Annotated in this window: 1 protein-coding gene; it reads right to left on the minus strand. The window is 57.2% G+C overall.

Going from position 1 to position 2,425, the window contains the following annotated elements:
- Nucleotides 1-204: 204 nt before the first annotated feature.
- A complete protein-coding gene (locus AC0L3N_RS33775) occupies nt 205-1,281 on the minus strand; it encodes an ABC transporter substrate-binding protein (RefSeq protein WP_473552005.1) in 1,077 nt (358 codons plus the stop codon).
- Nucleotides 1,282-2,425: the final 1,144 nt, after the last annotated feature.

The following is a 2,425-nucleotide window of genomic DNA, read 5'->3' on the forward strand; positions in this document are numbered from 1 at the left end:
CCGACATGGTCTAGGACGAGAAGTTTCACCTTGTCGCGCACGCGTGCCGACAGCTCGTCATATGTGAGGCTGGCGACCGTATTGGCGACGTCTTGTGTCAGCGACATGTTTTCGAGCCTCTGTAAGAACGCAACGTCAAATGCAGGGTTGTCTGGGGTGTCGGCGCCGCCGGCTGGTTCGACGGGCGCCGTACTCTCGAGGTACTCATTTTTGGATCCAGTCGTTCCAGCGATCGAGTAGCTTCTCGCGGTTTTGTTCGTACCAAGCCGTATCGATCGAAATCGTGCGCCGCCAGTTTTCCGGCGCGGTCGGCATGTTGCGCCGTTCGGCTTCCGGTATCAACGAGGTCGCATCCTTGTTCGACGTTTCGTAGTTGATCGTATTCACGAAGGCGAGGTGCGCCTCGGGTCGCAACATGAAGAAATCGAGAAACTTCAACGCTGCGTCCTTGTGCGGAGCTTCCTTCAGCATCGCCCAAGGTGAGACATCGCGAACGGCACGATTGAGCACGAGTTCGAGCTTGAGTCCCTCCTTGCGCAGTGCCAAGGCGCGGCCGGAATATAGCAAGCCCATCACGGTCTCACTGGAGCGGAAAATCTGCTGGCTCTGATCACCCGACTTCCACCAGACTGTGATATGCGGCTTGATCTGATCGAGCTTTTTGAAGGCACGATCCATGTCCATGGGGAAGAGGTTATCCGGCGGCACGCCATCCGCCATCAAAGCGATGGCTAGCACCCATTCCGGTTTACCCCCCGGCAGGGTGCGCGGACCCGGGAAGCGTTGCACGTCCCAGAAGTCCGCCCAGGACTTTGGGCCGCCGTTCGGATAAGCTTGGGTGTCATATACGAGCGTTCCGGCGCCAATCGTGCGCAGAATGCCCAGGCCGCCCGCCATGCAGGAGCCATCGACGCCTTCCTTGGCGACATTCGGCACCTGTTCGCAGTTCCCCCCGAAATTGTGGAGATAGCCGGCATTGGCTTCGTTGAGCTCCTCAGCGGCGGGGGAAATGATGTCCCATTCCACCGAGTTTGCACTGGTCATCGCTTTGACCTTCGCCCAAGTTTCCGTCGTCGTGGCGCCGACCAGGTGGACTTTGACGCCGCTATCTTTTTCGAACGGGTCGAAGAAATTGTCCTTCAGTGCCTTCTCAAAAGCACCACCGGTGGTGACGATAACGAGCTCTTGCTGCCCCTGTGCCGATCCCGTAGAAGTGAAATTTAGGGCAAGTGCGACGCACCAAAGAGCTCTTTTGATCATACTTGTAATAACTTTAGGCATCTTCGTCTCCCATTCTCCGACCCCGCTGTGGTTCTCGGCGTGACTACCCGTGCTCCACTCCACGACTGATCTATTGCTGCTGAACAAGAAGCGACGCAACAGACATGAGACGTCCGCCATCCGCGTAGGATCTTCACTCTAAGCCAATACGGGTTTGTTGGACCTTTCGGATCGTTATGAGAGCGCCGATTTTCTTATTCGAGCGTGCGTATAGCGAGCTAGACGCTCCCGGCAGGTCGCCTCGCGCGGTCGTCGATGGTGGCGGCCTGACATGTAATGCGAGCAGATCACCCGAACTTGTCGATGGCAATGTGCAGCTCTTAGATCGCTTGTTGCGCTTAGCGCCGTCATAGCCGGCGCCGCTCCCGAGCGTGGAGCGCAGGGGGGCGGCTGTCGAAACGGCAGCCCTCGGCTGAACATTCTTCCCGGCAGAAAGGCGGAATAACATACTCAGGTCGTCGACGAGCGCCTGGAAGGAAGCGGCCCGGAGCCTGCGCTGCGCCTTTTGGTAGACGATTTCGCGATTTCCAGGGTGGCAAATCGTTGGGCATCCAGCTTCTCGGCGTGTCCGCTTTTGCGAATTAGCCTGTTGAGGACCTCATGCAACGAATACGTCCGCTTCGCGCTCTTCTCGGGCACTCAAGTATAGCGTCAAACAGGGCGCAACAAGCGTCCATTTCTCGTCGGAAATGTCAGAAAGATAAGGTTTGCGTGAGTTGTTCGTCCCGCAAACCTTGGCGACTACAGTTAATCCGGTTCCAAACAGTCCTAACCAGACAGGCTGTCTGCCAAAAGGTCGCGCTGGCGCGTGGCCTCGGCGAGAAACTCGTCCTGATCCATTGTGGTGAGGCGGCCTTTTTCCATTACCATCCTGCCGTCGATGAGGACAATATCAACGGGGATCATCGACTAGGAGAGTGACAAGAGGGCTCCGCTATCGTCACGCCAGGATAGGTTGGTTATGTCGCGGACTTCCCTTATCACCACGTCCGCGCGCTTACCAACGCTTAGACTGCCAAGCCAAAAAGGGCGGATCCGGCGGAGCCGGTCAGGTATTCGTTCTTTTCTGGGCGAGGCGTATCGTACCCATCAATAGGAACGTCATGGCGACGATGATCGTGGAGACAACGGCGATAACCGGCGT

The sequence above is a fragment of the Mesorhizobium sp. WSM4807 genome, from assembly GCF_055811615.1.